The organism is Pseudomonas sp. E1BtOHC1 (assembly GCF_058744285.1).
In genome coordinates, this window is record NZ_CP196023.1 from 1,224,971 (window position 1) to 1,247,572 (window position 22,602).

The 22,602-nt window shown below is 62.8% G+C and carries 15 protein-coding genes and 1 pseudogene; 9 read left to right on the forward strand and 7 right to left on the reverse strand.

Annotation, left to right across the window (positions count from 1 at the left end):
- Window positions 1-97: 97 nt before the first annotated feature.
- Complete coding sequence (locus ACSSVC_RS05690; RefSeq protein WP_346634196.1) at window positions 98-997, reverse strand: LysR substrate-binding domain-containing protein; 900 nt, start codon at window positions 995-997, stop codon at window positions 98-100.
- Between the two features lie 109 nt (window positions 998-1,106).
- On the opposite strand from ACSSVC_RS05690, the gene ACSSVC_RS05695 reads away from it, so the two are divergent.
- Both ACSSVC_RS05695 and ACSSVC_RS05700 read left to right on the forward strand, forming a co-directional pair.
- Window positions 1,107-2,828 carry an acyl-CoA dehydrogenase family protein gene (locus ACSSVC_RS05695; RefSeq protein ID WP_492612065.1) on the forward strand — a complete coding sequence of 574 codons (1,722 nt, stop codon included), beginning with the start codon at window positions 1,107-1,109 and terminating at the stop codon, window positions 2,826-2,828.
- A gap of 34 nt (window positions 2,829-2,862) precedes the next feature.
- The gene (locus tag ACSSVC_RS05700) at window positions 2,863-4,050 is read left to right on the forward strand and encodes a CaiB/BaiF CoA transferase family protein (protein ID WP_446439534.1); all 1,188 of its coding nucleotides are present in this window, start codon (window positions 2,863-2,865) and stop codon (window positions 4,048-4,050) included.
- A gap of 9 nt (window positions 4,051-4,059) precedes the next feature.
- Here ACSSVC_RS05700 and ACSSVC_RS05705 read toward each other — a convergent pair whose 3' ends face one another.
- The 3 genes from ACSSVC_RS05705 to glnA all read right to left on the reverse strand — a co-directional run bounded on the left by ACSSVC_RS05705 (window position 4,060) and on the right by glnA (window position 6,571).
- On the reverse strand, window positions 4,060-4,407 hold the full coding sequence (locus ACSSVC_RS05705; RefSeq protein WP_346634199.1) for a hypothetical protein: 348 nt from the start codon (window positions 4,405-4,407) through the stop codon (window positions 4,060-4,062).
- A gap of 78 nt (window positions 4,408-4,485) precedes the next feature.
- The gene (locus ACSSVC_RS05710) at window positions 4,486-5,040 is read right to left on the reverse strand and encodes a chorismate mutase (RefSeq protein ID WP_446439533.1); all 555 of its coding nucleotides are present in this window, start codon (window positions 5,038-5,040) and stop codon (window positions 4,486-4,488) included.
- A gap of 124 nt (window positions 5,041-5,164) precedes the next feature.
- Window positions 5,165-6,571: a glutamate--ammonia ligase gene (gene glnA / locus ACSSVC_RS05715; RefSeq protein WP_016965623.1), complete on the reverse strand. Its 1,407-nt coding sequence runs from the start codon at window positions 6,569-6,571 to the stop codon at window positions 5,165-5,167.
- A gap of 332 nt (window positions 6,572-6,903) precedes the next feature.
- Between glnA and thiI the strand changes: the two genes are divergently transcribed.
- Both thiI and typA read left to right on the forward strand, forming a co-directional pair.
- Complete coding sequence (gene thiI, locus ACSSVC_RS05720; RefSeq protein WP_346634201.1) at window positions 6,904-8,358, forward strand: tRNA uracil 4-sulfurtransferase ThiI; 1,455 nt, start codon at window positions 6,904-6,906, stop codon at window positions 8,356-8,358.
- 139 nt (window positions 8,359-8,497) lie between these two features.
- Window positions 8,498-10,318 (forward strand): translational GTPase TypA, encoded by a 1,821-nt coding sequence (gene typA, locus ACSSVC_RS05725; protein ID WP_041751915.1) that lies wholly within the window; start codon window positions 8,498-8,500, stop codon window positions 10,316-10,318.
- 106 nt (window positions 10,319-10,424) lie between these two features.
- Here typA and ACSSVC_RS05730 read toward each other — a convergent pair whose 3' ends face one another.
- The gene (locus ACSSVC_RS05730) at window positions 10,425-10,868 is read right to left on the reverse strand and encodes a YkgJ family cysteine cluster protein (protein ID WP_170002055.1); all 444 of its coding nucleotides are present in this window, start codon (window positions 10,866-10,868) and stop codon (window positions 10,425-10,427) included.
- A 265-nt stretch (window positions 10,869-11,133) separates the two neighbouring features.
- Here ACSSVC_RS05730 and ACSSVC_RS05735 point away from each other — a divergent pair, with 265 nt between their 5' ends.
- From ACSSVC_RS05735 to ACSSVC_RS05755, 5 genes are all read left to right on the forward strand, one after another.
- Window positions 11,134-13,584: a glycogen/starch/alpha-glucan phosphorylase gene (locus ACSSVC_RS05735; protein WP_346634202.1), complete on the forward strand. Its 2,451-nt coding sequence runs from the start codon at window positions 11,134-11,136 to the stop codon at window positions 13,582-13,584.
- Window positions 13,585-13,823: 239 nt separating this feature from the next.
- Window positions 13,824-17,465, forward strand: coding sequence for a DUF2339 domain-containing protein (locus tag ACSSVC_RS05740; protein WP_492612066.1), 3,642 nt, complete (start codon window positions 13,824-13,826; stop codon window positions 17,463-17,465).
- Window positions 17,462-18,835, forward strand: a complete 1,374-nt coding sequence (locus ACSSVC_RS05745; RefSeq protein ID WP_492612067.1) for a DUF3999 domain-containing protein — start codon at window positions 17,462-17,464, stop codon at window positions 18,833-18,835. Before ACSSVC_RS05740 ends, ACSSVC_RS05745 begins: the two co-directional genes overlap by 4 nt.
- Window positions 18,836-19,022: 187 nt before the next feature.
- Window positions 19,023-20,033, forward strand: coding sequence for a class 1 fructose-bisphosphatase (locus ACSSVC_RS05750; RefSeq protein ID WP_346634205.1), 1,011 nt, complete (start codon window positions 19,023-19,025; stop codon window positions 20,031-20,033).
- Between the two features lie 3 nt (window positions 20,034-20,036).
- Entirely contained in the window at window positions 20,037-20,639 is a 603-nt protein-coding gene (locus ACSSVC_RS05755) for a DUF924 family protein (protein ID WP_346634206.1), read from the forward strand.
- 70 nt (window positions 20,640-20,709) lie between these two features.
- Here the strand turns inward: ACSSVC_RS05755 and ACSSVC_RS05760 are convergent, their stop codons facing one another.
- The gene (locus ACSSVC_RS05760; protein ID WP_492612554.1) at window positions 20,710-21,588 is read right to left on the reverse strand and encodes a methyl-accepting chemotaxis protein; all 879 of its coding nucleotides are present in this window, start codon (window positions 21,586-21,588) and stop codon (window positions 20,710-20,712) included.
- Window positions 21,568-22,602 (reverse strand): annotated as a pseudogene (locus ACSSVC_RS05765) (HAMP domain-containing protein); the annotation flags it as partial. The gene ACSSVC_RS05760 and the pseudogene ACSSVC_RS05765, both read right to left, overlap by 21 nt.

The window sequence follows — 22,602 nt, forward strand, 5'->3', positions numbered from 1 at the left end:
AAGGCCCGACCGCTGGGAGCCTATACAGGCAGGAATCGAAAAATATAATGATTAAATCTTATGGTTTGATACGTGATTTCGTATCGCCGCGTGGCGCTCACTCCCCTGTGATTGCCGGTTGCAGCAAGGCCCGGAACATGGCGAGGAAGCTGTCGGCTGCGGCCGAAGGCTGGTCCGCCAGATGGATCGCCAGGATCTCTGAAGGCGCGCCCTTGCCTTCGATCTCGCAGTAACGCACTCCCGGTTGGCCGAGCAGGGCCAGGGTCTGGGGCACCAGCGCCACCCCCATCTCATGGGCCACCATCGCCACCACGGTTTGCCAGAGCCGAGTCTCGTGACGGATGCGCGGGCTGAATCCGGCGGCCACGCAGCGGGCGATGATCAGGTCGTGGTAGTGGGGCGAGACCTCCCGTGGAAACAGGATGAAGTCATCATTGGCCAATTGCCCCAGGTCGACTTGCGCCTGTCGGGCCAGCCGGTGGCCCTGGGGCAGGCAGCAGAGAAAGGGTTCGGCCAGCAGTGTCTCGCTGTGGATGCCGGCGGCGAAGGTGCCACCGTGGACGAAACCGATATCGATCTGGCCCCGCTGCAGGGCCTGGGCCTGAGCGGCGCTGTTCATTTCCATCAGCACGATCTCGGTGTCCGGATGATCGCGCTCGAAGGCCTTGACCGTCTGGGGCAGGCCGCGGTGCAGGATCGAGTTGACGAAACCCACACTCAGGCGTCCGGCAAAGCCTTCGGCCGAACGCTGGGTCAGGCGTCGTGCCTGGTCGGCCCGCAGCAGTAGATAGCGCGCCTCGCCCAGCAGCACCTGACCGGCGTTGGTCAGGCTCACTGACTTGTTGTTGCGGTTGAGCAACTGGAGATCCAGTTGCCCTTCAAGCTTCTTGATATCGAAACTCAGCGCCGGTTGTGAAATGCACAGGCGCGCTGCGGCCCGCCCGAAGTGCAGTTCCTCGGCCACGGCGACGAAGTAGCGCAGCTGTTTGAGGTCCATGTGATCCTGCCTCTACGATCTGGATTACTTATCGTAGTTGATCAATTTTGTATTAGATACTTATCGAAGGCGGCTCTAGTCTCGGCCTACAAAAATCAGGAGACGCGCCATGACCGCCGAGCCCCGCCCTATTGAAGACCGCCTGAACATCCCCGACAGCCGTGGTATCAACCTGTTTGAATGCGACGCCGGCCTGGGCGCATTGCTCAAGGTCTACCTGCCGCCGGAGGTCTGCCAGCAGTGGCTGCCGACCTTGCAGCGCCTGGGCGCCCGGGCCGGTGGCGAGCTGGATGCATTGGCCCTGTCCGCCGACAAGCACCCGCCTGTGTTGCAGCCCCGCACCCGCCGCGGCGAGAACCTGCAAAGCATTGCCAAGCACCCGGACTATGTCGCCCTGGAGCGGGTGGCCTACGCCGAGCTGGGCCTGGCCTCCATGAGCCATCGCCCTGACGGGCCGCTGCCGCTGGTCAAGTACGCCCTGACCTATCTGTTCGTCCAGGCGGAATTTGGCCTGTGCTGCCCGGTGAGCATGACCGACTCCCTGGCCCGCACCCTGCGCAAGTTCGGCGCGCCTGAGCTGGTGCAGCGTTATCTGCCGCAGCTGCAGTCCCAGGATTTCGACGAGCTGTTCCAGGGGGCGATGTTCATGACCGAGCAGGCCGCCGGCTCCGATGTCTCGCGCACCGAAACCCGCGCCCGGCTGGAAGACGGCCAATGGCGGCTGTACGGCGAGAAATGGTTCTGCTCCAACCCGGATGCCGACCTGGCCATGGTCCTGGCGCGCCCGGAACAGGCGCCTGCGGGCATGGCCGGGGTCACCCTGTTTCTGCTGCCGAAAGTCCTGGCCGACGGTTCGCGCAACCACTATCGGATTCAGCGCCTGAAGGACAAGCTGGGCAGCCGCTCCATGGCCAGTGGCGAGATCACCCTGGAAGGCGCCAGCGCCTACCTGATCGGCGAGGTCGGTCGTGGCTTCCAGCAGATGGCCGACATGGTCAACATGTCGCGGCTGTCCAACGGCGTGCGGGCGGCGGGGCTGATGCGCCGCGGGGTCAACGAAGCGTTGTTCATCGCCCGCCAGCGCCGGGCCTTCGGCAAGTACCTGATCGAGATGCCGCTGATGCAGCGGCAGTTGCTGAAGATGATGCTGCCCACCGAGCAGGCGCGCTCGATGTTCATGCAGATCGCCAGCTTGCTGCCCCGGGCCGATGGCGGTGACGAGGCGGCGCGCAAATGTGTGCGGATTCTCACCCCGCTGATCAAGTTCCGCGCCTGCCGCGACGCTCGGCGGGTCACCGGCGATGCCATGGAGGTGCGAGGTGGGGTCGGCTACATCGAGGAGTGGAGCGATGCCCGGCTGGTACGCGATGCCCATCTGGGTTCGATCTGGGAGGGCACCAGCAATATCGTCGCGCTGGACATTGCCCGGGCGGTGACCCGTGAGCAGGCGCTGGAATCCTTGCAAGGCTATCTGACGGCACTGCTGGTCGAGGCCGATCTGCCGGACATCAGCCGCCGGCTGTTCGATTCGGCCCTGCTGCGCACGGTCACTGGCTTCAGTGCGGTGGCGCAACAACGGCGGGATGAGCAGGTGCGGCAGTTCGGCAGCGTGCTGTATCACCTGACCAGCGCGATCTTCATGGCCTGGGAGGCCGTGCGCCAGGCTCCGGATTATCGACGCCTGGCCCTGGCTCATCTGGTGCTGGCGCACAGGGTGCTGCCACGGGACCCCTTGAGCCTGGAGCCGGCCATCGATGCCGAATTGCTGGCGCGCCTGGCCAATGAGAGCCCGCTGTCGCAAGCCGAGGCCATGCAGTTGCTGCCGGCCTGATTGGCCGTCCCTTTCCGATGTGCGGAGTACCTGGATGAAGCTTGCCCAAGGGGCCCTGGCGGGCCTGAAAGTCATCGATCTGAGTCGCGTGCTGGGCGGTCCCTACTGTACCCAGGCCCTGGCCGACCATGGCGCCGAAGTCATCAAGCTGGAGCCTTTGAGTGGCGATGAGACCCGGGGTTGGGGGCCGCCGTTCGAAGGCGACGACGCCTCGTACTTTCGCGGCATCAACCGTAACAAGCAGGGGATTGCCGTCGACCTGTCGCGCCCCGAGGGCCTGGCCCTGCTGATGCAATTGCTGGAAGGCGCCGACGTGCTGGTGGAGAACTTCAAGCCCGGCACCCTGCAACGCTGGGGCATCGGTTTTCAGGAGGTGCTGAGCCCGCGTTTCCCGGGGTTGATCCATTGCGCGATCTCCGGCTTTGGCGCCGATGGCCCCCTGGGCGGTTTGCCCGGCTATGACGCGGTGATCCAGGCCATGGCCGGCTTGATGAGTGTCAACGGTGAAGGCGAGGGCGGGCCATTGCGCATCGGCCTGCCGATCGTCGATATGGTCACCGGGCTCAATGCTCTGGCGGGGATTCTCCTGGCCCTCAACGAACGTCAGCGCAGTGGCCTTGGGCAGTCTCTGGATATTTCCCTGTATGACTGCGGTGTCTCCCTGCTGCACCCTCATCTGCCGAACTACTTCGCCTCCGGCAAGCCCCCGAAACGCACTGGAAATGCCCATCCCAACATTGCCCCTTACGACAGCTATTGCACGGCTGGCGAACCGATCTTCCTCGCGGTTGGCAATGATCGACAGTTCGCCAGGCTGTGCCAGGAACTGGGGGCCAGCGAGTTGCTGGAAGACCCGCGGTTTGCCGATAACGGCCAGCGCTCGGTCAATCGCCAGGCCTTGAAGCAGGCGCTGGAGCGGCATCTGGCTGCCCACGATGGGGCCTCGCTGGCGCCGCGGCTGATTGGCCTGGGAGTGCCTTGCGGTTCGATTGCCACGGTGGATCAGGTGGTGGCTCATCCCCATACCCGGCATCGCGGCCTGTTGGTGGAGATGGGGGATTATCGGGGTGTGGGTTCACCGGTGAAGCTTTCGCGCACGCCGGCCAGTTATCGCAGTGCGCCGCCGGCCCTGGGCCAGGACACCCGCGCGGTGCTGCAGGGGTTGGGGCTGGATGAGTCAACTATCGCCAAGCTGTTGGCCAGCGGGGTGGTGCGCGGTTGAGGTTTGCGCTCAACGACGATGGGCTCGCAGCAGGCTGAAGGTGATGCTCGGACTCTGTTGCAGCACCCGCGCGCCGTCGAGGATCTGCACCGCCAGGCGATGTTGGCCGCGGTCGATATTCACCAGCGGCAGCTCGGGGCCTCGGCTGGGGCTTCCATAAGGCTGGTCGTCCAGCAGCAGACGCAGGCGATGCTGCGGCTGCAAGTCCGGGGCTAGCGTCACCTGCACATTGAAGCTGCCGTTGTTGGCCCGCAGCGCGCCGTGGTCTGGCACGCCCTGCAACTGCAGTTGTGTGTAAGGCTCTGCGCTGGCGGGCAGCGCCGTTATCCACAGCAGGCAAAAAACAGCGATGCGCATCACGGTGATTCCAGCCCATTACGGGTGTGCGGTTGAAAGGCTCAGCATAGGGCGGCGTGAGGCTGGGCGCGGGCGCGGTTAACCTTTGAACACACATAACTCAGCGGTAGCGCGAATCATTGCCAGCCGCCGCAACGGGTCGCTGCTGGCGGCCTGATTGGCCTGGGCCAGCCATTGCGGGCATTGGCGATCACCGCGATGGGAGCTGAAGTCGGCCAGTTGCTGCAGCAGGCGTTTTTGTAACTGATCGAGTTGTGGGCGGATCTGTCCGGCCAGGTCCTGGCGCGGCGTTTCCGGCGCCAGGCCTTGCAGGTGCCAGCTGGACAGCCTGGCGTACTGCAGCAGTTTGTTGGCTTCGATCTGGGCGGCGAAGAACTGCCCGACCGTTTCCTCACTCAGGTGATAGGTGGCGGCCTGGGCCGTAGCGCCGGCAATCACCTGCTGTTCCCGAGGACGGTCCTCCACCGCCTTGTGGCTGTCCCATTTGCTCAGGGCCACCTGATCGGCAATTGCCAGGCGTTCGCCGATGCTGTCCAGCAATGGGGCGAGAGCGGCGGGAGCTTCGGTGGCGCAGGCGGCTGTAGTGAGCAGGCTGCAGGTCAGGGCGAGGCACAGATTGAGGCGCGAAGTCATGGGTGGGCTCGGCTGATAAGAGAAGGTCGGCGCCCATGATGCACGCAACCACCCCGGGCAGGGCAAATGCGCGGGCATAAAAAAGGCCTCCCGAAGGAGGCCTCTTGATCACGCGGCTTGCGGATCAGCAGCTGTAGTACAGCTCGTATTCGAGTGGGTGTACGAAGGTACGGACCTTGATCTCTTCTTCGCTTTTCAGGGCGATGTAAGCGTCGATAAAGTCGTCGCTGAAAACGCCGCCTTTGGTCAGGAACGCACGACCTTTGTCCAGCTCTTCCAGGGCTTCCTTCAGGCTGCCGCAAACTTGTGGAATCTCTTTGGCCTCTTCAGGCGGCAGGTCATACAGGTTTTTGTCAGCAGCGTCGCCAGGGTGAATCTTGTTCTGGATACCGTCCAGGCCGGCCATCAGCAGAGCAGCGAAGGCCAGGTACGGGTTGGCAGCCGGGTCCGGGAAACGGGCTTCGATACGGCGGGCTTTAGGGCTCGACACGTAAGGAATACGGATCGAAGCGGAGCGGTTGCGCGCCGAGTAGGCCAGCATGACCGGGGCTTCGAAGCCTGGAACCAGACGCTTGTAGGAGTTGGTTGCCGGGTTGGTGAAGCCGTTCAGAGCCTTACCGTGCTTGATGATGCCGCCGATGAAGTACAGGGCGGTATCGGACAGGCCGGCATAGCCTTCACCAGCGAAGGTGTTCTTGCCGTCTTTCCAGATGGACATGTGCACGTGCATGCCCGAGCCGTTGTCGCCGTACAGTGGCTTAGGCATGAAAGTGGCGGTGCGACCGTAGGCGTCGGCCACGTTGTGCACGACGTATTTCAGGGTCTGGGTTTCGTCGGCTTTCTTCACCAGGGTGTTGAACTTGACGCCGATTTCATTCTGGCCGGCAGTCGCCACTTCGTGGTGGTGAACTTCAACGGTCAGGCCCATTTCTTCCAGTGCGTTGCACATGGAGGTACGGATTTCGTGGTCGTGGTCGAACGGTGGAACCGGGAAGTAGCCGCCTTTGACGCCTGGACGGTGGCCCTTGTTGCCGCCTTCGATGTCCTGGTCGGACATCCAGGAACCTTGTTCGGAGTAGATCTTGAACATCGAGCCGGAGATGTCGGACTTGAATTTCACTTGGTCGAAGATGAAGAACTCTGGCTCTGGACCGGCGAATACGGTGTCGCCGATGCCGGTGGCTTTCAGGTGCTCTTCGGCGCGCTTGGCGATGGCGCGTGGGTCGCGGTCGTAACCTTGCATGCTCGAAGGTTCGATGATGTCGCAGACCAGAATCAGGGTCGGTTCTTCGGTGAACGGGTCCAGCACGGCGGTTTCGTCGTCCGGCATCAGGATCATGTCGGAGGCTTCGATGCCTTTCCAGCCAGCAATGGAGGAGCCGTCGAACATCTTGCCGGATTCGAAGAAGTCTTCATCCAGCGCATCACGAGCCGGCATGGTCACGTGATGTTGAGTGCCCTTGGTGTCAGTGAAGCGCAGATCAATCCATTTGACGTCATGATCTTTGATGAGTTGAACCGACTTCGACATAGTGTCCTCCGGGGTGGCTTCGGGCTTGGTGTTGGAGTGCCCTTAGAATGTGGGTGATGCCGGCGCGAATACTCTGCCATGGCAACCTGCCTCACAAGGGAGCAAATTGCATGCCAGTGCCCCGAGATGGGTTTTCTGCCCCAAAATCACGCTTTCTGCAGCGGATTTGGCGTAATGCCGGCATTTGGCGCACTGCAATGTAGCGTCTTCTTTGATAAATGACCCGTTTTGGTGCATTGAAAACCTTCTGCACATTAACTGGTTAAACCTTGAGCAATTTCCGCTATAATCCGCGCCCCCCTTTTTCGGCTGGCCCAGCGCGCGCTGTTTTCATGAAACTAATCGTTAAAGTTTTCCCGGAAATCACCATCAAGAGCCGCCCGGTACGGACGCGTTTCATCCGTCAGTTGGCCAAGAACATCCGTGCCGTGCTCCGCGATCTGGACCCGGCCGTGGTGGTCAATGGTGTGTGGGACAACCTCGAACTGGAAACCGCCCTCAGCGAGCCCAAGGCCCTGAAGGACCTGACCGAGCGCCTGAGCTGCATGCCCGGCATCGCACATTTCCTGCAGGTCGACGAGTACCCTCTGGGCGACTTCGACGACATCGTTGCCAAGTGCAAGCAGCACTTCGGCGAGGCCTTGCCCGGGAAGATTTTTTCGGTGCGCTGCAAGCGCGCCGGCAAGCATGAATTCAGCTCCATGGATGTGGAAAAGTACGTTGGCAGCCAACTGCGTCGGCAGTGCGGCGCCGCCGGCATTTCCCTGAAAGAGCCGGAAATCGAAGTGCGGATGGAAATTCGCGACCAACGGTTGTTCGTGATCCACAGCCAGCACAATGGCATCGGCGGCTACCCGCTAGGCGCCCTGGAACAGACCCTGGTGCTGATGTCCGGCGGTTTCGATTCCACCGTGGCGGCCTACCAGATCATGCGCCGCGGCCTGATGGGGCATTTCTGCTTCTTCAATCTGGGCGGACGTGCCCACGAACTGGGCGTGATGGAAGTCGCGCACTATATATGGAAGAAGTACGGCAGCTCCCAGCGGGTGCTGTTCGTCAGCGTGCCGTTCGAGGAAGTGCTCGGGGAAATCCTTGGCAAAGTCGACAACAGTCATATGGGCGTCATTTTGAAGCGTATGATGTTGCGTGCCGCGTCGAGCATCGCCGACCGCCTGCACATCGACGCGCTGGTGACCGGCGAGGCGATTTCCCAGGTGTCCAGCCAGACCCTGCCGAACCTGTCGGTAATCGACTGCGTGACCGAGAAGCTGGTACTGCGTCCGCTGATCGCCAGCCACAAGCAGGACATCATCGACCTGGCCGTCGAAATCGGTACCGCCGACTTCGCCAAGCACATGCCGGAGTACTGCGGGGTCATCTCGGTGAACCCCAAGACCCATGCCAAGCGCCATCGCGTCGAGCATGAAGAGAAAGAATTCGATATGGCGGTGCTCGAGCGTGCGATCGAGCGGGCCAAACTGGTGCCGATCGATCGAGTGATCGACGAGTTGGGCCAGGATTTGCAGATTGAAGAAGTCAGTGAAGCGCTGGCCGGTCAGATCGTCATCGACATCCGTCACCCGGATGCCGAGGAAGATGACCCGCTGCAGCTGCCTGGCGTCGAAGTAAAAGCGCTGCCGTTCTATGCATTGAACGCCCGCTTCAAGGAACTGGACCCTACGCGCCAGTACCTGCTGTATTGCGACAAAGGCGTCATGAGTCGCCTGCATGCTCACCATCTGCTCAGTGAGGGACATGCCAATGTGCGCGTTTATAGACCGAGCTAAGTGCCCGGGGATGTTCGCCTGTGGCTTGCGTCACCGGCCCCCCGACGCCGCCGTCCAGCTGTAACGGCCAGGCCTGAATCTATTGTTAATCGCTGCCAGCATTTGTCAGCACACCGAATCCTCTGATCGAGATACACAAGTGATCGAAAATCTACGCAACATCGCCATCATTGCCCACGTTGACCATGGTAAGACCACCCTGGTAGACAAACTCCTGCGTCAATCCGGCACCCTGGAGCGCAACGAGCTCAACGACGAGCGCGTGATGGACTCCAACGACCAGGAAAAAGAACGCGGCATTACCATCCTGGCCAAAAACACCGCCATCAACTGGAACGGCTACCACATCAACATCGTGGACACCCCGGGCCACGCCGACTTCGGCGGCGAAGTTGAGCGCGTAATGTCCATGGTCGACTCCGTGCTGCTGCTGGTCGACGCTCAAGACGGCCCTATGCCGCAAACCCGTTTCGTGACCAAGAAGGCTTTCGAAGCCGGCCTGCGTCCAATCGTGGTGATCAACAAGGTTGACCGTCCGGGCGCGCGTCCTGACTGGGTTCTGGACCAGATCTTCGACCTGTTCGACAACCTGGGCGCCACTGAAGAACAGCTGGACTTCAAAGTCGTCTACGCCTCGGCCCTGAACGGCATTGCCGGTCTGGACCACACCGAAATGGCTGAAGACATGACCCCGCTGTACCAGTCGATCGTCGACAACGTACCTGCGCCGGCTGTTGACCGTGACGGTCCGTTCCAGATGCAGATCTCCGCACTGGACTACAACAGCTTCCTGGGTGTGATCGGCGTTGGCCGTATCGCTCGTGGTCGGGTCAAGCCGAACACTCCAGTCGTGGCTATCGACGCCACTGGCAAGAAGCGTAACGGTCGTATCCTCAAGCTGATGGGTCACCACGGTCTGCACCGTGTGGACGTTGAAGAAGCGGCTGCAGGCGACATCGTGTGCATCAGCGGTATGGACTCGCTGTTCATCTCCGACACCCTGTGCCACCCGGACACCGTCGAGGCGATGAAGCCTCTGACCGTTGACGAGCCAACCGTTTCCATGACCTTCCAGGTCAACGACTCGCCATTCTGCGGTAAAGAAGGCAAGTTCGTGACGTCCCGTAACATCAAGGAACGTCTGGACAAAGAGCTGCTGTACAACGTTGCTCTGCGCGTTGAAGAAGGCGACTCGGCCGACAAGTTCAAGGTTTCCGGCCGTGGTGAGCTGCACCTCTCGGTACTGATCGAAACCATGCGTCGCGAAGGCTTCGAAATGGCTGTAGGCCGTCCAGAAGTGATCATCCGTCTGGTTGACGGCGTGAAGCACGAACCGTTCGAAAACGTCACCATCGACCTGCCGGAAGAATCCCAGGGCAAGGTGATGGAAGAGATGGGCCTGCGTAAGGGCGACCTGACCAACATGGTGCCGGATGGCAAGGGCCGTGTACGTCTGGAATACAACATCCCTGCTCGCGGTCTGATCGGTTTCCGTAACCAGTTCCTGACCCTGACCAACGGTGCTGGCATCCTGACCTCGATCTTCGATCGTTACGACGTGATGAAGTCCGGCGACATGTCCGGCCGTCAGAACGGCGTTCTGGTTTCGGTTGAAACCGGCAAGGCACTGACCTACTCCCTGGAAACCCTGCAGGCGCGTGGCAAGCTGTTCGTTGAACACGGTCAGGAAATCTACAACGGTCAGATCGTTGGTCTGAACAGCCGTGACAACGACCTGGGTGTGAACCCAACCAAAGGCAAGAAGCTCGACAACATGCGTGCTTCGGGCAAGGACGAAACCATCGCCCTGGTTCCACCTGTTCGCTTCACCCTGGAACAGGCTCTGGAATTCATCCAGGACGACGAGCTGTGCGAAGTGACGCCTAAGTCCATCCGTCTTCGCAAGAAGATCCTGGACGAAAGCGAGCGTACCCGCGCTGCCAAGAAAGCCAAGAACTGAGTCTTTAGTTCCGGCTGAATGAAAACGCCCCCGGCCTTGCGGTCGGGGGCGTTTTTTTTGTGCCGGTTTTTTGTGCGCGGGGAGGGCTCCCGCTAGCCGATCGGGCTCAGAAGCGTTCCAGGGTCCGACTGCTGGTATTGGTCGGGCGCTCCTGGGGCTTGGGCTTGTAGGCACAGTAGCCCGGACGTGGACCGATCTTCGGGTGGTTGCGGCAGGTGTCCGGGCGCTTGTCATAAATGGTGCACAGGCGGCTTTTACGATCCAGATACAGGCAGTCGTTGTTGCTCATGCGCTGCAGGGTGAAGATTTCCGACTTCTGGTTGTAGCGCTCGACGATGCCTTCTTTCTGCAGGCGCTTGGCGATGTTCTTCGCCGGTTCGCCGCGCTCGAATTCGTCGACGATGCCAATGCGGATCAGGTCCTTGATCTTCACTTCCACCGGCAGGGTGCAGCAGCTGGACATGCAGGAACCGCACATGGGCGCGGTGTATTTGGCCCAGGTATCGAGACGGTCGATTTCCGCGGCGGCGATCAGGTTGGACTTCATCAAGGTGGTGGTTCCGGCATGTTCCAGGGCGCGCGATCATACCGGGACTGGTGGATTTTTGAACGACTTTAGGTCGGATTTTTCTTTCGTGCTTGGCGATTAGTCCCTGGCGGCACGGCATCTGCATCTTTTTCCCCGCAGGCGCAGAAGACTCCCTCTTGAGCCGAGCCATTTGAAACAGCGCCGAACCAGAGCCTTCGCTCCGTGTCAGACCGACTAGGCTCAGACCATTCCATGCTCACTGTGTATCTCGTCAGAGGTCGTATCGATGACTCAGGAATCCCTTGTTCGCGACGCTGAGGTGGCCGCCTTTCGCGAAGCCGTCTTGACCAAACTCACCTACGCGGTAGGCAAAGACCCGGATCACGCCTTCGACCACGACTGGTTCGAGGCCATTGCCCTGGCTGCGCGGGACCATATGGTCGACCACTGGATGGATCACACGCGACAGATGTATCGCAAGGGGCAAAAGCGGGTGTACTACCTGTCCCTGGAGTTCCTGATCGGCCGCTTGCTGTTCGATAGCCTGAGCAATCTTGGCCTGCTGGACGTGGCCCGTGAGGCCCTCACCGATCTGGGGGTGGACCTGGAGCGCATCCGCTTGCTGGAGCCCGATGCGGCCCTGGGCAACGGCGGCCTGGGGCGCCTGGCGGCGTGTTTCATGGAGAGCATGTCGACTCTGGGCCTCGCCGGTCACGGCTACGGTATCCGTTACGAGCACGGTCTGTTCCGCCAGGCGATTGTCGACGGCTGGCAGCAGGAGCAGACCGAACACTGGCTGGATTTCGGCAACCCCTGGGAGTTCGAGCGCCCCGAGGTGATCTACTCCATCGGCTTTGGCGGCAGCGTCGACACTGTGACCGACGAGGCGGGCAACACTCGCCAGGTCTGGTGGCCGGCGGAAACCGTACGGGCAGTGGCCTACGACACCCCGGTGGTGGGCTGGCGTGGGGCCAGTGTCAACACCCTGCGTCTGTGGCGGGCCCGGGCCATGGAGGATTTGCACCTGGAGCGTTTCAACGCCGGAGACCACCTGGGCGCCGTGGCAGAAGTGGCCCGGGCCGAGAGCATCTCCCGGGTGCTGTACCCGGCCGACAGCACCGAGGCGGGCCAGGAGCTGCGCCTGCGCCAGGAGTATTTCTTCGTCTCGGCGTCGTTGCAGGATTTGCTGCGGCGCCACAAGAACATGCACGACTCGGTGCTCAGCCTCGGCGAGCACGCGGCCATCCAGCTCAATGACACCCACCCGTCGATCGCTGTGGCCGAGCTGATGCGCCAATTGGTGGACCTGCACGGCATCGCCTGGGATGCGGCGTGGCAGATCACCGTGGAAACCCTGTCCTACACCAACCACACCCTGTTGCCCGAGGCCCTGGAAACCTGGCCGGTGGGCCTGATGGAACGCATGCTGCCACGGCACATGCAGATCATCTATTTGATCAACGCCCAGCACATCGACTCCTTGCGGGCCAAGGGCCTGCATGATTTCGACGTACTGCGGGCGGTGTCGCTGATCGAGGAAGACAACGGTCGCCGGGTGCGCATGGGCAACCTGGCATTTCTCGGCTCCCACAGCGTCAATGGCGTCTCCGGACTGCACACCCAGTTGATGCGCAGCACGGTGTTCTCCGAGCTGCACAAGCTGTACCCCGAGCGGATCAACAACAAGACCAACGGCATCACTTTCCGCCGCTGGCTATACCAGGCCAACCCGCAACTGACCGAAATGCTGGTGGACGCTCTGGGCCCCGAACTGCTGGACAATCCCGAGGAACTGCTACTGGGTCTTGAGCCCTTTGCCGAGAAAGCGGCCTTTCGCAAGCAGTTCGCCGAACAGCGGCTACACAGCAAGCGCGCCCTGGCGGCAATCATCCATGAGCGTCTGGGAATCGCGGTCAACCCGGCGGCGATGTTCGATGTGCAGGTCAAGCGCATTCACGAGTACAAGCGCCAATTGCTCAACCTGCTGCATACCGTGGCGCTGTACCAGGCGATCCGCGCCGAGCCGGAAACCGACTGGGTGCCCCGGGTGAAGATCTTCGCCGGCAAGGCAGCCGCCAGTTATCACCAGGCCAAGCTGATCATCAAACTGACCAACGACATCGCCCGTACGGTGAACAACGACCCGACAGTGCGCGGGCTGCTCAAAGTGGTGTTCCTGCCCAACTACAACGTCAGCCTGGCGGAAAGCATCATTCCCGCCGCCGACCTGTCGGAGCAGATCTCCACCGCCGGCTTCGAGGCTTCGGGCACCAGCAACATGAAGTTCGGCCTCAACGGCGCCCTGACCATCGGCACCCTGGATGGCGCCAACGTCGAAATGTGCGAGCAGGTGGGCGCCGAACACATGTTCATTTTCGGCCTCAGCGCCCAGCAGGTTGAGGCGCGCAAGCGCAATGGCGAATTCAGCGCGGTGCCGGATATCGCTGCCTCCCATCGGCTCAACGATGTGCTGCAGGCGATTCGTGGCGGGGTGTTCTCTCCAGATGATCCGTCGCGCTACATCGGGCTGATCGATTCCCTGATCGACTACGACCGGTTCCTGGTCTGTGCCGATTTCGATGCTTACTGGAGTGCCCAGGCCCGAGTCGAGGAGCGTTGGCACGACTCCAAGGAGTGGTGGCGCTCTGCGGTGCTCAACACGGCGCGCATGGGCTGGTTTTCTTCGGACCGGACCATCCGTGAATACGCCACGCAGATCTGGAAGGCGCTGGAGTGAGGCGTTCGGGAAAATGCTCGAACTGTGCACAAGGCCCAACGTTTATTGGGCCGGGTCGATATACTGAGCGGCGATTTTATCTCCCGGATGGTGTCTTTTGAGCCGCGCTCAGCTTCCAATCGGGGACCGGCCTTCGCCGGCAAACCGGCATCTACAATCTCCGTAGGAGCCAGTTTGCCGGCGAAAGCGTCAACACAGCTGTACCTGTCCTTTAGTGGACCGCTTAGGGATATCGACACATGCAATGGATGTTCATGCTGTTGGGGATGGTGCTGGGGTGGATCGTTGATGAGTCCATCAGCGATGCCCTGATAGGTGCGCTGCTGGGCCTGGCCGTCGGCCTGGCCATTCGTTTCGGCGCCCTGCAGCGACAAGTTGTCGACCAGCACCGCGAGCTGGAACAGGCGAAAAAGGCCTTGACCACGCTGGGCCAGCGTCTGGCCCTGCTGGAAAGCAACGGTGGCTCCGCTGCCGAACCCGCGTCAGCTCCCCCGAGTGCCCCGCTTGCCGAGGCCAGCGCAAGCATGAGCGCCGCGTCGGAACGCGAAGAGCTGCCTGAATTCATTCTGGATGAAGTCCAGCCTGTGGAGCCGGTGCCGGTGGCCCCCGAGCTGGTCTGGGAGTTGCCCGCTGCGGTGCGCCCTGTCGCGGCAATGGAAGCCAGCCAGCCGGTGCCGGATTCGGTCTGGCAACCCGCGCCCCAGGCGACGTCCCGGGAGCCGCAGCAGCCTGCGGCCCCTGTGGATCTGCAACCGAACCTGATCGAGCGCGCCATCAGCGGTGCGCGCACCTGGCTGTTTGGTGGCAACACCGTGCTGCGGGTCGGTGTGGTGCTGCTGTTCCTCGGCCTGGCCTTCCTCCTGCGCTACGCCACCGAAGGCATGGTGGTGCCCATCGAACTGCGTTATGCCGGGGTGGCGGCCAGCTCCCTGGGGCTGCTGGGACTGGGTTGGTGGCTGCGGCGACGCAACAGCAACTACGCGCTGATGCTGCAGGGCACCGGCATCGCCGTGCTCTACCTGACGGTGTTTGCAGCCATGCGCCTGCATCCGTTGCTCGACCCTTCCGCGGCCTTGGGCCTGCTGGTGGCCGTGACCGTGTTTTCGGCGATCCTGGCCATTACCCAGGATGCCCTGGCCCTGGCGGCGGCCGCCGCCCTGGGCGGTTTTGCCGCGCCGATCCTGACGTCCACTGGCGCCGGCAGCCATGTGGCGCTGTTCAGCTACTTCGCCTTGCTCAACGCCGGTATCCTCGCCATTGCCTGGTTCAAGGCCTGGCGCCTGCTCAACCTGATCGGCTTTGTCGGCACCTTCGGCATCGGTTTCGCCTGGGGCCTGCGTTCCTATACTCCGGAGCTGCTGTGGAGCACCGAGCCGTTCCTGATCCTGTTCTTCCTCATGTACCTGGCCATCGGCCTGCTGTTCACCCGGCGCAAACTGCTGGAAATGACCGATGCTCCGGTGGGCGCCGATCGTCAGGCGCTGCTGCACTGGTCCGCGCGCCAGGGCGACTACGTCGACGGCAGCATGCTCTTCGGCCCGCCGCTGGTGGGCTTCGGCCTGCAGCTGGCGCTGGTCCAGCATCTGGAATTCGCTGCCTCCTTCAGCGCCCTGGCCCTGGGCCTGATCTACATGGTCCTGGCGCGGGTGCTGATGGGCGGCCGCGCTCTGTTGCTGGGTGAAACCTGCCTGGCCCTGGGGGTGATTTTCGCCAGTCTGGCCATTCCACTGGGACTCGATGCCCGCTGGACCTCGGCCGCCTGGGCCGTGGAGGGCGCGGGGATCTTCTGGCTCGGCCTGCGCCAGCAGCGCCCATTGGCCCGGGCCTTCGCCTTGCTGTTGCAGGTGGGCTCGGCCCTGGCCTTCCTCAGTGAGCTGCGGCCTGGCGAATCCAGTCTGTTGGACGGTGCGCCGTTGGGCGCACTGTTGCTCGGTATCGCGTTGCTGTTCAGCTTCGACCAGTTGCGGCGGGCACAGAAGACCCAGGTATCGAGTTGGGAGCAGGGCATTGCGCCGATCCTGGCGGTTGCCGGGCTGGCTTTCCTGTACCTGCTGGCGCCGCTGTTCCTGTTCACCCAGGGCACGGCCATCAGTTGGGCACTGGCCGGGCTGGCAACGCTGTTTGTCGGCCTGCGTCTGCAATCACGGACCTTCCTGTTCACCGCCTTCGCCGTGCAGCTGTTGGGCGGTGCACTGTTCCTGATGCGCCTGCAAGGCGCGGACGGCGATGCCGGTGCAGTGTTCAGCGCCGGCTGGAGCGGCCTGATGAGCGCTTCGCTGATCGGCCTGGCGCTGATCGGCGGCATGCTCCTGGCGGCCCGCAATCACATGGTGCGCAGTGATCCGCGGTTGCTGCGAGGCCTGTCCCTGGTGCTGCTGGCCGGGTTGATGATGATCAACCTGGCGGTGCTGTTCGTTCTGCCGTGGAGCACGGCCAGTGGTGTCTGGGCTGCCAGTGGCCTGCTGATCATCTGGCTCAGCCTGTACTTGCAGCAGCGGGCCAGTTTTGTCTTCGGCCTGGTGCTCCAGGTGATTGGCGGCAGCACCTTCCTGCTGGCCGGTTCGGACTGGTATTTCGTGGCGGCGAACGCTGCACGGCCCCTGGCCAATGGCGACTTCTGGACGCCGATGGTGCTGGCCCTGGCGGCCCTGGTGGGCGCCTGGCGTCTGCAGCGGGGCAATCACGGTTCGGCTTTCGATGCCTTGAGCCTGGGCCACCTGTCCGATCTGTTGCTGGCCTGGGGCGCGTGCTGGTGGGCCTTTACCTGGCTCAAGGAAGTACTGCGCTTCGCCCCGGCCCATTGGCAGGCGAGCCTGTTGCTGCTGATCACCGCGGCCAGTGTGCTGCTCTGCGCGCTGCTGGCGGTGCGACTGCAGTGGAAGTCCCTGGGGCTGGTGTGCAGCCTGCTGATACCGGCGGGGGCACTGGTGCTGCTGGCGGCTTGGGCGCCGCGTTATCACCCGGCGGCGGATCTGGGCTGGTTGGCCTGGGCCCTGCTGTTCGCCGTGCACTTCTTCAGTTTGCGGCGCCTGGCGGCATGGCTGCCGACGCGGATCCTGAGCATTGCCCATGTGCTGGGTTGCTGGCTGCTGATCGGCGTGCTGGCCCTGGAGCTGCGTTATGGCCTGCTGCTGTTGTCCGAGCAGTACAACGCCTGGCGCTGGTTGGGTTGGGCGATCCTGCCGAGCCTGTATCTGGTGGCCATGGCTGCGCCGCGCCATTGGCCGTGGCCGGTTGCCGCGCATTCCCGGGAGTACCGCCTGTATGCCGCGCTGCCTCTGGCGGTATTGATGCTGGGCTGGTTCTGGCTGGCCAATACCTTCAGCGATGGCCGGGCCGAGCCGCTGCCTTATCTGCCATTGCTCAATCCCCTGGAGCTGGGGCTGCTGTTTGCCTTGTTCGGGGTTTATGTGTGGTCTCGCAGTGCAGTGCAGGAGCTGGCGATCCGCGCCGATTACGCCGAGCGCGCCACGCAACTGGTGGCGGGGCTGTCGCTGTTCGCCTTCTTTACCGTGCTGGTGATGCGGGCCGCCCACCATTGGAGCGGTGTGCCGTTCCAGGCGGATGCCTTGCTTGAGTCGATGATGGTCCAGGCCGGGCTGTCCATCGTCTGGACCCTGATTGCCCTGAGCCTGATGATCGGCGGCCATCTGCGCCATCGCCGCGAAGTGTGGCTGATTGGTGCGGTGCTGATCGCCGTGGTGGTGGCCAAGCTGTTCCTGGTGGAATTGAGCAACCGTGGCGGGCTGGCGCGGATCGTCTCGTTCATCGGGGTGGGAGTATTGCTGCTGGTGGTGGGCTATTTCGCCCCATTGCCGCCCAAGCGCGCCGAGGCTGAAGCCGAGCCCGGCAAACCGTTGAATGAAGGAGTGTCATCGTGAGTGCGAAGCTGAGCCTGGGCTGGTTGGGGGCTGTTGGCCTGTGTGTGGCGCTGTCCGCCGCGGCCCAGGACAAACCGGGGGATTTCAGGTCTCTTGCGCCCCTGAGCCTGAGCGGCGAAGGCCCCTGGTATCGCCTGGAGTTGCCGTTGGCGGTGCAGCTGCACGCCAGCCAGACCGACCTGCGGGACATCCGTGTATTCAACGCCGCCGGCGAGCCCCAGGCCTATGCCCTGGCGCGCCAGCAGGCGCAGACCACCGAGCAGCGCAAGCTCAGTGATGTGAAGTGGTTCCCGCTGTACAACTCGGCGGACGCCGCCGACAGCATCCCCAGCGTGCGGGTGCAGTCCACCACCAATGGCACCTTGGTGGAGGTCCAGCCTTCCACGCAGATGGAGGCCGGGGAGGAGGTCCTGCGCGGCTGGTTGCTGGATGCCAGCGCGATCAAGGCACCGTTGCAGCAATTGGTGCTGGACTGGAACAGCGAGCGCGACGGCTTCCAGCGGTTCAGCATCGAGGCCAGTGACGACTTGCAGCACTGGCAGCCCTGGGGCGAAGGCCAGGTGGCGCGCCTGTCGTTCGCCGACGAGCGGGTCGAGCAGCATGAAGTGGCCTTGCCCGGGCAGACGGCGCGCTACCTGCGCCTGTTGTGGAACACCCCGCAAGCGGCGCCGGTGCTGACCTCGGCCCAGTTGCAGAGCAGCACTACCAGCAGCCTGCCATCGCCGCTGGTGTGGTCGCAGCCCCTGGGAGGCAGCAGTGGCAAGGCCGGCGAATACACCTGGCAGTTGCCCATGGGCCTGAACCTGGAACGGGTACGGATTGCCCTCACCCAGGCCAACAGCCTGGCCCCGGCCACGCTGTATGGGCGCCGTGAAAGCAGCCTGCCGTGGCAGCCCCTGGGCAATGGTCTGCTGTACCGCCTGACCCAGAACGGCCAGGACGTGCAACAGAACGAACTGCAATTGCCGGGGCAGACTGTGCAGCAACTCAAGCTGGTGGTGGACGAGCGCGGCGGCGGTCTGGGCGCCGAGGCCCCGAGTCTGGAGTTCGCCGTGCGCGGCACCCAACTGGTATTCCTGGCCCGGGGTGCCGGGCCTTACACTCTGGCCCTGGGCAACCCCACTGCGAGTGCGGCCAACCTGCCGCTGGCGACCCTGATCCCCGACTACAGCCCGCAACGCCTCAAGCAATTGGGCCAGGCCAAGGTCGAGGGCGCGGCGCAACTGGCCTCGGCCACTGCCGCTCCTGCTGCTGCCGTGGCGGCCAGCGGGCCGGACTGGAAGAAAATCGGCCTGTGGGCGGTATTGCTCTTGGGGGTGCTGGCCCTGGGCGGCATGGCCTTCAGCATGTTGCGCAAACCCGCGGTCTGAGGCGGGCGCTTGTGGCGAGGGAGCAAGCTCTCTCGCCACGGACGCCCATCCTGCCTGCGGTTTTGTGGCTACGCTGAAGCGGGCGCCTGAACTCTATCTGCCGGTTCCCTGTCTGAGAGGAGGAAATGCGCCCCGACTCGCGTTAAACTGCGCGGGTTTTTAGCCCCCCATTCCTCCGGAGCCTTCCATGTCCCGCGTTACCCTGAGTCGCTATTTGATTGAGCAGACCCGCAGCAACAACACTCCTGCCGATCTGCGCTTCCTGATCGAAGTGGTGGCGCGTGCTTGCAAGGAGATCAGCCACGCAGTGTCCAAAGGCGCCCTGGGTGGTGTTCTGGGCAGCATGGGCACGGAAAACGTGCAGGGCGAAGTGCAGAAGAAGCTCGACGTGATCTCCAACGAGATCCTCCTCGAAGCCAACGAATGGGGCGGTCACCTGGCCGGCATGGCGTCCGAGGAAATGGACAATGCCTACCAGATCCCGGGCAAATACCCGAAAGGCGCCTACCTGCTGGTGTTCGACCCACTGGACGGTTCGTCCAACATCGACATCAACGCACCGGTTGGCACCATCTTCTCGGTACTGCGCTGCCCTAACGAATACCTGAGCCAGAACGAAGCCCTGAACGAAAAGGCCTTCCTGCAGCCGGGCACCCAGCAGGTCGCTGCCGGTTACGCCATCTACGGCCCACAGACCATGCTGGTGCTGACCCTGGGCGACGGCGTCAAAGGCTTCACCCTGGACCGTGAAATGGGCAGCTTCGTGCTGACTCACGAAGACATCAAGATCCCGGAATCCACCCAGGAATTCGCCATCAACATGTCCAACGAGCGTCACTGGGAAGCCCCGGTCAAGCGCTACGTTGATGAGCTGCTGGCCGGCGACACCGGTCCACTGAAAAAGAACTACAACATGCGCTGGGTCGCGGCCATGGTGGCCGACGTGCACCGAATCCTGACCCGTGGCGGCCTGTTCATGTACCCACGTGACAGCCGCGAACCGGAGAAGCCGGGCAAGCTGCGCCTGATGTACGAAGCCAACCCGATGTCGTTCCTGGTGGAACAGGCCGGCGGCGCGTCCACCGATGGCCACAAGCGCATTCTCGACATTCAGCCTGAAGGCCTGCACCAGCGTGTGGCAGTGTTCCTGGGTTCGAAGGAAGAAGTGGCTCGCGTCACCGCCTACCACAAGGAATAAAACATGGCCGCGCCCTGGCAGCCCTTGCTCGATTGGTGGTTCGGTTCAGCCGACAAACCGGCGGACATCGTGGCGGAAAAGGGCCTGCTGTGGTTCGGCAAGCGTGACAGTCAGGACCTTGAGGCGCGTGAGCGCTTCGGGGCCCTGGTGGAGCAGGCACTGGCCGGCGGATTGACCGGGTGGACGCAAAGTCCCCAAGGTTGGCTGGCCCTGGTGCTGTTGCTCGATCAACTGCCACGCATGATCTATCGCGATACTCCCAAGGCGTTCTCCGGCGATACCCGTGCCCAGGCACTGGTGGCCCAGGGCATTGCCGCGGACCTCGACCGGCAATTACCGGCCATGCAGCGCAGCTTCATCTACCTGGTGTTCGAGCATTGCGAGCACCTGGCGGTGCAGAACGAAGGGGTTTCACGTTTTGCTGCCCTGCATGACGCACAGCCGGAGGAAGATCGTCCGGTGTTCGCCGATCATCTGGACTACGCCGAACGGCACCAGAAAGTTATTGCCCGCTTCGGGCGCTTTCCCCATCGCAACGCCATCCTCGGCCGTGAGTCCACTGCCCAAGAGCTGGCTTTCCTGCGCGAGCCCGGTTCGCGTTTTTAAGATCGCTTTCGCCGGCAACTCGGCTCCTACGCAATTGCGGTAGGAGCCGGCTTGCCGGCGAAGCTGTTCCTTAGATACGGAAGCTGCCCACCAGATGCTGCAGGCGTTTGGCCTGTTGTTCCAGGTCGGCGCAGGCGCGCAGGGTGGCTTGCAGGTTTTCCACCCCTTCCTGATTGAGGGTGTTGATCTCGGTGATGTCGACGTTGATCGACTCCACCACGGCGGTCTGCTCTTCGGTGGCGGTGGCCACCGACTGGTTCATGCCGTCGATCTCGCCGATACGCTGGGTCACACTGCCCAGGCGTTCGCCGGCCTGGTTGGCGATGCCGACGCTGCTTTCGCTCTCGCGCTGGCTCTCGGTCATGGTGCCCACCGCTTCACGGGCGCCCACTTGCAGCTCCTCGATCATCTTCTGCACTTGCTGCGCCGAGTCCTGGGTGCGGTGGGCGAGGTTGCGCACCTCGTCCGCCACCACCGCGAAACCGCGACCGGCTTCCCCGGCCCGTGCCGCTTCGATGGCGGCGTTGAGGGCCAGCAGGTTGGTCTGCTGAGAAATGCTGGTGATGACTTCGAGGATCTGCCCGATGTTCACCGTGTTGCTGTTGAGGGTCTCGATGTTGTTGCAGGAGCTGCTGATCTTCGCCGACAGCTGCTGCATGGCGGCGATGGTCTTGTCCACCACCTGCTGGCCGTCTTCCGCCAGGCTGCGGGCATCGCTGGAGTGTTGCGAAGCCAGGGCGGCGTTCTGGGCGATTTCCTGGGCAGCGGCGCCCAACTGGTTGATGGCGGCGGTCACGCTGCTGGTGCGGGAGGCTTGCTGGTCGGAGTTGAACATCGACGAGTTGGAGGCGGCGACCACCCGCAGGGCCACTTCGTTGACCTGGCCGGTGGCCGAGGAGACTTCGCGGATCGAGCTGTGGATCCGCTCGACGAAACGGTTGAACGACATACCCAGGGTGCCGAACTCGTCGTGGCCGTGGATTACCAGACGCTTGGTCAGGTCGCCTTCGCCTTCGGCGATGTCGTGCATGGCTCGGCCCATCAGATGCAGCGGCTGCATCAGTATGCGGATCAGCATGCCCAGCAGGCTGATGATGATCACCACCGCGATCAGCATGGCGATGATCGCCGAGGTGCGAAATTCGCTGAGCACGGCGAAGGCGGTGTCCTTGTCCAGGACCAGAGCCACGTACCAGTCGGCCGAGGGTACGCCGTTGACGTGGGTGAAGGAGATGAACTGGGTCTTGCCGTTCAGTTGCACTTCTTTCAGACCGGGGCTGATGCTCGGCGCGCCAGTGGGATAGGCCTCGGCGAGGCTCTTGAGTACCAGCTTGCTGTCGGGATGGATGAGGATCTTGCCGTCGGCGCTGACGATGAAAGCCTGGCCATGGCCGCCGAAGTTCAGTGAATTGATGATGGCGCTGATGCTCGACAGATCGATATCGGCACCGGCCACGCCGATCATCTGGTTCTGATGTTGCACCGGAGTGGCGACGGTGATCACCAGCTTGCCGGACGAGGCGGCGATATAGGGTTCGGTGACTATGGTTTGTTGGGCGCTGTTGGCCGCCTTGTACCAGCCCCGGGCGCGGGGGTCGTAGTCGGCGGCGCGGTTGCCGGCCGGTACCGAGAACATCACGCCGTCCTGGCCACCGAAGTAGCTGAGCTGGAAGTTGCTGGTGTAGGCGGGCAGGCCGACGCTGCGTTTCAGGCTGTCGGCGCCGTTGCCGTCCACGGCGATCTGCTGGGCCAAAGATTGCAGGAGCTGGATGCGGCTTTCCAGCCAGGTCTGGATATTGCTGGTGGTCAGGCTACCCAGTTCCTGCATGGTGGACTCGGTGCTGCTGCGCAGGGCCTCACGCTGTCGGTAGTCATTGAACAGAATAAAACAGGCGAACGCGACGGCCACCACAAGGGCGGCGGCAAGCAGGATCTTGTGGCTGAATTTCATATTGCTGGTCAT

Bases quoted from the DNA above. Each gene is read 5' to 3' on its own strand.
- ACSSVC_RS05690 (WP_346634196.1), bottom strand. From the start codon at position 997: ATGGACCTCAAACAGCTGCGCTACTTCGTCGCCGTGGCCGAGGAACTG.
- ACSSVC_RS05695 (WP_492612065.1), top strand. From the start codon at position 1,107: ATGACCGCCGAGCCCCGCCCTATTGAAGACCGCCTGAACATCCCCGAC.
- ACSSVC_RS05700 (WP_446439534.1), top strand. From the start codon at position 2,863: ATGAAGCTTGCCCAAGGGGCCCTGGCGGGCCTGAAAGTCATCGATCTG.
- ACSSVC_RS05705 (WP_346634199.1), bottom strand. From the start codon at position 4,407: ATGCGCATCGCTGTTTTTTGCCTGCTGTGGATAACGGCGCTGCCCGCC.
- ACSSVC_RS05710 (WP_446439533.1), bottom strand. From the start codon at position 5,040: ATGACTTCGCGCCTCAATCTGTGCCTCGCCCTGACCTGCAGCCTGCTC.
- glnA (WP_016965623.1), bottom strand. From the start codon at position 6,571: ATGTCGAAGTCGGTTCAACTCATCAAAGATCATGACGTCAAATGGATT.
- thiI (WP_346634201.1), top strand. From the start codon at position 6,904: ATGAAACTAATCGTTAAAGTTTTCCCGGAAATCACCATCAAGAGCCGC.
- ACSSVC_RS05735 (WP_346634202.1), top strand. From the start codon at position 11,134: ATGACTCAGGAATCCCTTGTTCGCGACGCTGAGGTGGCCGCCTTTCGC.
- ACSSVC_RS05740 (WP_492612066.1), top strand. From the start codon at position 13,824: ATGCAATGGATGTTCATGCTGTTGGGGATGGTGCTGGGGTGGATCGTT.
- ACSSVC_RS05750 (WP_346634205.1), top strand. From the start codon at position 19,023: ATGTCCCGCGTTACCCTGAGTCGCTATTTGATTGAGCAGACCCGCAGC.
- ACSSVC_RS05755 (WP_346634206.1), top strand. From the start codon at position 20,037: ATGGCCGCGCCCTGGCAGCCCTTGCTCGATTGGTGGTTCGGTTCAGCC.
- ACSSVC_RS05760 (WP_492612554.1), bottom strand. From the start codon at position 21,588: ATGTCGTTCAACCGTTTCGTCGAGCGGATCCACAGCTCGATCCGCGAA.